The organism is uncultured Mucilaginibacter sp., from assembly GCF_903913935.1.
Lineage (GTDB): Bacteria > Bacteroidota > Bacteroidia > Sphingobacteriales > Sphingobacteriaceae > Mucilaginibacter.
Map to the genome: position 1 here is coordinate 1 of NZ_CAIWNH010000564.1, position 5,824 is coordinate 5,824.

Genomic DNA, 5,824 nt, shown 5'->3' on the forward strand with positions numbered 1-5,824 from the left:
ACCAAGGGCGCCCACGAAGAACGTAAAGATTATTTCTCTACTGATTCAGGCATGTTTAAGGAAGGTAAACTTGCAGTCCTGATCGACGAATATTCTGCATCTGCAAGTGAAATACTGGCAGGCGCATTACAAGATCTTGACCGGGCAATAATCGTCGGGCGCCGCTCTTTCGGAAAAGGGCTGGTACAACAACAATTTCCTTTTGGTGATGGCTCTGCCGTAAATTTAACAGTTGCCCGGTACTACACCCCCTCTGGCCGTTCAATCCAAAAATCATACAAATACGGTACAGAAATCTATCATAAAGAAATAGCAGAGCGGATGCGGAAAGGCGAGCTTTTTTCGGAACAAAGTACTTTAAGCGATAGCATATTTAAAAAGCCTTCGCCATACCACACTTCATCCGGTAAAAAGGTATATAGCGGCGGCGGTATTATGCCTGATATTTTTGTGCCTGCTGATACCACTATCAATACAGAGCTTGTGCAGGAATTGAGCGAACAACAACTATTTACAGCTTATACTATAGACCAATTAAGGCCGGTGTTAAATAAATTCCATACTTCCGATGCTTTTGTAAGCCAGTACAATGTTAGCGATGATGAATTCAACAGGTTTATCCTTTATGCTTCAAAAACTATAAAGGAAATGGATTCAAAGGAATTGCTTCTCTCCAAATCAACTATAAAGTCGCTCCTTAAAGCCTCCGCCGCCCGTTTTAAATGGGGAGACAACGCTTATTTTGAAGTGATGAACAGTAATGATGTTACGTTGAATAAAGCGGTGGAAGCGGTTAATTGATGTGCGGATGTGCAAATATGCAGATGTGCAGATTTCCTACCATTTGCACATCTGAAATCCGCACATCTGCACATCTCCCTATTTTTGCCTAAACCATACCTGTATCGGAGCGCCTTCGAACTCAAAGTTTTCTCTTAACTTATTTTCGATAAACCTGTAATACGGCTCTTTTACGTATTGCGGTAAATTACAAAAGAAAGCAAACATCGGCGATGTGCCGGCTATTTGAGTAATGTATTTGATCTTTACGTATTTGCCTTTAATAGATGGCGGCGGGTAATTTTCGATGATCGGTAGCATTATCTCGTTCAACTTTGAAGTAGGTATTTTGCGGACCTTATTTTGATAAACCTGATTCGCAGTTTCAATTACTTTCAACACCCTTTGTTTTTCAGTTACCGAAGTAAATACAATAGGCACATCGGTAAACGGCGCTATTTTGTCGCGGATCTGTTCTTCAAAAACTTTAACAGTTTTGTTGTTTTTTTCGATCAGGTCCCACTTGTTTACCACGATCACCACGCCTTTTTTATTTTTCTCAGCAAGGTGGAAAATGTTGATATCCTGCGATTCGATCCCTTCAACAGCATCAATCATTAATATCACCACATCGGCTTCTTCCAAAGCCTTGATGGTACGCATAACCGAGTAAAACTCGATATTCTCCTTAACCTTTGTTTTTTTACGCAGCCCGGCAGTGTCTATCAGCATAAAATCATGTCCATACTGGTTATAATGGATATGGATAGAATCGCGGGTAGTGCCTGCAATTGGCGTAACAATATTACGCTCTTTGCCGATAAGCGAATTGATAATGGATGACTTGCCCACATTCGGACGGCCTACAATAGCATATTTGGGTAAAGTATTTTCTTCCAGCTGCTCATCATCAAAATGTTTTACCACTTCGTCCAGCAGTTCACCAGTACCTGAACCTGTCATTGATGAAATATTATATAATTCACCCAGTCCCAAACTATAAAACACCATTGAATCAGCCAACAGCGAAGTATTGTCCAATTTATTAACTACTACAAACACAGGTTTTTTACCCTTGCGCAGCAGGCTGGCAATTTCATCATCAAGATCGGTAATCCCTGTAGTAACGTCGACCATAAACAGGATAACGGTCGCTTCCTCGATAGCGATGATCACCTGTTCGCGGATAGCCGCTTCAAATACATCTGCCGAATTGGCTACATATCCTCCAGTGTCAATCACAGTGAAAGAATGACCAATCCACTCTGATACACCGTAGTGCCTGTCGCGGGTTACGCCGCTCACGTCGTCCACAATGGCTTTGCGGGTTTCGGTTAAACGGTTATATAAAGTTGATTTGCCTACGTTGGGGCGACCTACTATGGCTACTATGTTACTCATTGAATTAAGTCTTAAGTCTATAGTCTTAAGTCTGTAGTCAATAGTACATCTTAAGACAAATTATTATTTACTGTAGTGGAATTGACTTTAGACTCAAGACTCACTACTTTTTACTTTGTTACTATTCGTACCCAAATTGTTTAAGGTAATTTTTCTTACTGCGCCAGTCGGGTATAACTTTTACAAACATTTCAAGGAAAACCTTTTTCTGAAAAAACTCCTCCATATCGCGCCGGGCGTAAGTGCCGACAATTTTTAGCATCTCGCCGTTTTTGCCGATGATGATATTTTTTTGCGAATCGCGTTCAACAATGATCTCGGCGCTGATGCGGTGCAATTTTTCACCTTCCACAAAAGCGGTGATGATAACTTCCGTGCTATAAGGAATTTCTTTTTTGTATTGTTTAAAAACCTGCGCCCTGATCATTTCCGATGCAAAAAACCGATCGTTACGATCTGTCAGTGCATCTTTCTCATAATACGCCGGGTGTTCGGGCAAATGCTCGATCACAAAATTCATTACCGCCAGCACATTATAATCTTTTAACGCGCAGATAGCGAACACCGCTTTTGGATTTAGTTTTTCCTGCCAGTACTCAATCTTCGCTTTAACCGTTTCCTCGTCGGATTGATCAACCTTATTTACCAAAACAGCCAGGGGCGCCTGTGAACCTTCCAGTTTCTTTAAAACATCACCTTCATCATATTCTTCGTAAATGTCGGTAACCAATAAAATAAGGTCGGCATCCACGATAGAGCCATCTACCTGGTGCATCATACTTTCGTGCAAAGCGTAATGTGGCTTGATGATCCCTGGCGTGTCAGAAAAGACGATCTGATAGTCTTCATCGTTTACAATGCCCAATATTCTATGCCGGGTTGTTTGTGCTTTTGGGGTGATGATGGACATTTTTTCGCCCACGAGCGCGTTCATCAGCGTTGATTTACCCGCGTTGGGTTTACCAATTATACTTACAAAACCTGCCCTGTGCGCCATATAAAAATAAATAAAATTTAATTTGGACTGCAAAGAAACGAATTATATCTTTGCAGTCCAATTAAAACGGAGTGCAAATTGCATTTTTGACAATTGGAAGGAACTTTCCGGAGTTATGAACGGATCGCAACATATCAAAAAACAGTGCGGGATGGAGCAGTTGGTAGCTCGTCGGGCTCATAACCCGAAGGTCGTAGGTTCGAGTCCTGCTCCCGCTACCTGAAGCCTCTGATTAAAATCAGAGGCTTTTTTTATCCTCCGGAGAATCCGGAGCATGGTGACGGGAGGATCCATTAATTAAATCCCTTTTCGCGGTAATGAGGCGGATCGTAAAAATAAAAATAGTGCGGGATGGAGCAGTTGGTAGCTCGTCGGGCTCATAACCCGAAGGTCATAGGTTCGAGTCCTGTTCCCGCTACCTTTTTCTAAGTCAAAAGTCTTTAGTCGTAAGTCTAAAGACTTTTTTGTGTTTGGGCGGTTTTACCTTATTCTTTAACCAGACTATTTTGTCAACTTTATAAAAATTGCCAAATCATTAGGATTTAGAAATGTTATCTTTGAGATACCAGCGTTACTTTCAGCAAAAAAATGGATTTACCAGCACTCATAAACCGGTATAAAAGCCTGGGCATCGATGATGTTATTGATCATGAAAAGTTCAACCTGATCTCTATTGTTCATCATTCTACTAAAATTGAGGGCTCAACCTTAACTGAGGTTGAGGCGCAGGTATTGATTAATGAAGGTCTTACGCCTAAAGGTAAACCCATACATGATAGCTTGATGGTCACCGATCATTATGCCGCGCTGTTGTTTACCTTAAATGCAGCTCGTGAAAAAAGGGATATTACCGTAAATTTTATAAAAGAGATTAATGCGCTGGTTGTAAAAAGTACCGGTAAAATATATAATACAGTATTTGGCACTGTAGATTCCACTACCGGCGCGTTTAGAAAAGGCAATGTTTCGGCCGGCACAACTTATTTCCCGAACTTTGATAAAGTTGAAACGTTAACAGATCAACTGGCGGCCAAGTTAAATGGACTTATAAAAGAAACGATCACGATAACTGATCAATTAAATCTGTCGTTCGACGCTCATTTTAATTTAGTGAGCATACACCCGTTTTACGATGGTAATGGCCGTACATCAAGATTGCTAATGAACTATATACAGGCTTATTATAATTTGCCGCTTGCCATTATTGATAGTGAGGCCAAAGCTGAATATATCCAGGCTTTGGTTGATACGCGGGAAAAGGATGATATTCAAATTTTCAGGGATTTTATGGCAAGTGAATACACGAAGCTTCTTGAAAACGAAATCAGGAAATTCGAAGAAATTGATAAACCTAAAAAAGGCAAAGGGTTTAATTTGATGTTTTAAGTGAGGCAGGGCAAATGATTGTAGGTTAGAGTCCGCCCCTCTACATAGCAAGTGAAAACCTCAGGTCGAAAGCCCTGTTTTTTTCTTTCTTACCCTCATCGCTATTTACGCTATTGTAAACACCCGCAATTATTCTTCAGGGTGCCATTTGTCTCTATCCACCCCTTATTTTGTCACTCTTACACGGCGTAAAATCCTGAAATGCCTTCGATCTTTGTATAGTCAAATAAATCAAAATAATTAAAATAACCTATTATGAAAAGTGTGACCAAAGGATCTGAAGTCCTCAAACCGGTATTAATAATTGCTATTATTCTTTTTACGGTGTTTCAATCTAAGGGGCAACAAAGTAAACCTGCTGAAAGTGGCTACGTGCCTGTTAATGGCATTAAAGTTTATTACGAAGTTATGGTGAGGGTAAGCCTCTCGTTTTGCTGCATGGTGCTTTTATGAACATAGCGATGAACTGGGGGCAATTAATACCTGAATTGTTGAAAACAAGAAAAGTAATTGCCATTGAAATGCAGGGACATGGGCACACGCCGTATTCAGATAGAAAATTAGACCTGGCTAACATGGCAAGCGACGTAGAATGCGTAATGAATTATTTAAAAGTTGACAGTGCCGATATTGTAGGATATAGCATGGGTGGCTCCGTAGCTTACCAATTGACCATACAGAGCCCTAAACGGGTAAGCAAATTAGTGATCATTTCTTCCACTTACAAAAGTAGCGGCTGGCTGCCCGTAGTAACTAATGGGTTTAAAGGTTTTAAGCCTGAATTATTTGACAATTCGCCCATGAAAGCGGCATACGATGCGATAGCACCGGATAAAACAAAATGGACAAAGTTTATAGAACAAATGCTTGCTTTTGTCGCAACGCCATTCGACATGGGTGACAGTAATATTGCAAAAATCACTTCCCCGGTATTGATCATCTCGGGCGACAATGATGGCCTGGATAAAATTGAGTTGGCGAAAACATATCAATTACTGGGAGGCGGCGTATCTGCTGATATGGCACCGATGCCAAAATCGCATTTGGCCATTGTTCCTTCGCAGGGGCATGTTAGCCTGATGATGCAAACAAAAACAATATTAGGTTACCTGGATGACTTCTTAAAGTAAACCTAATCGTATTTGGTATTAAAAAGATGCTTCGATAAATATTTTCGAACTCTCGGTTCTTACGATCAAACTGCGTCATTTCGTTAGCAATACTGAGTTTATCCACTACCAGGCCCGATTATAATCAACT

General features: G+C 40.7%; 6 protein-coding genes and 2 tRNA genes. 6 read left to right on the forward strand and 2 right to left on the reverse strand.

From position 1 onward, the window contains the following. On the forward strand, nucleotides 1-801 hold an 801-nt coding region (locus QZY09_RS22825; RefSeq protein WP_295676530.1), incomplete at its 5' end, for a S41 family peptidase. A gap of 78 nt (nucleotides 802-879) precedes the next feature. Here the strand turns inward: QZY09_RS22825 and der are convergent. Next, nucleotides 880-2,181, reverse strand: a complete 1,302-nt coding sequence (gene der, locus QZY09_RS22830) for a ribosome biogenesis GTPase Der (RefSeq protein ID WP_295676533.1) — start codon at nucleotides 2,179-2,181, stop codon at nucleotides 880-882. Nucleotides 2,182-2,302: 121 nt separating this feature from the next. Continuing rightward, nucleotides 2,303-3,178 carry a GTPase Era gene (gene era, locus QZY09_RS22835; protein WP_295676536.1) on the reverse strand — a complete coding sequence of 292 codons (876 nt, stop codon included), beginning with the start codon at nucleotides 3,176-3,178 and terminating at the stop codon, nucleotides 2,303-2,305. 145 nt (nucleotides 3,179-3,323) lie between these two features. Between era and QZY09_RS22840 the strand changes: the two genes are divergently transcribed. The 5 genes from QZY09_RS22840 to QZY09_RS22860 all read left to right on the forward strand — a co-directional run bounded on the left by QZY09_RS22840 (nucleotide 3,324) and on the right by QZY09_RS22860 (nucleotide 5,694). Beyond that, a tRNA-Met gene (locus tag QZY09_RS22840) sits at nucleotides 3,324-3,396 on the forward strand. A gap of 127 nt (nucleotides 3,397-3,523) precedes the next feature. Beyond that, a tRNA-Met gene (locus QZY09_RS22845) sits at nucleotides 3,524-3,596 on the forward strand. A 170-nt stretch (nucleotides 3,597-3,766) separates the two neighbouring features. Further along, nucleotides 3,767-4,564: a Fic family protein gene (locus QZY09_RS22850; RefSeq protein ID WP_295676539.1), complete on the forward strand. Its 798-nt coding sequence runs from the start codon at nucleotides 3,767-3,769 to the stop codon at nucleotides 4,562-4,564. A gap of 255 nt (nucleotides 4,565-4,819) precedes the next feature. Beyond that, the gene (locus tag QZY09_RS22855) at nucleotides 4,820-5,017 is read left to right on the forward strand and encodes a hypothetical protein (protein ID WP_295676543.1); all 198 of its coding nucleotides are present in this window, start codon (nucleotides 4,820-4,822) and stop codon (nucleotides 5,015-5,017) included. Between the two features lie 8 nt (nucleotides 5,018-5,025). Then, complete coding sequence (locus tag QZY09_RS22860; RefSeq protein ID WP_295676545.1) at nucleotides 5,026-5,694, forward strand: alpha/beta hydrolase; 669 nt, start codon at nucleotides 5,026-5,028, stop codon at nucleotides 5,692-5,694. The last annotated feature ends 130 nt before the right edge of the window (nucleotides 5,695-5,824 follow it).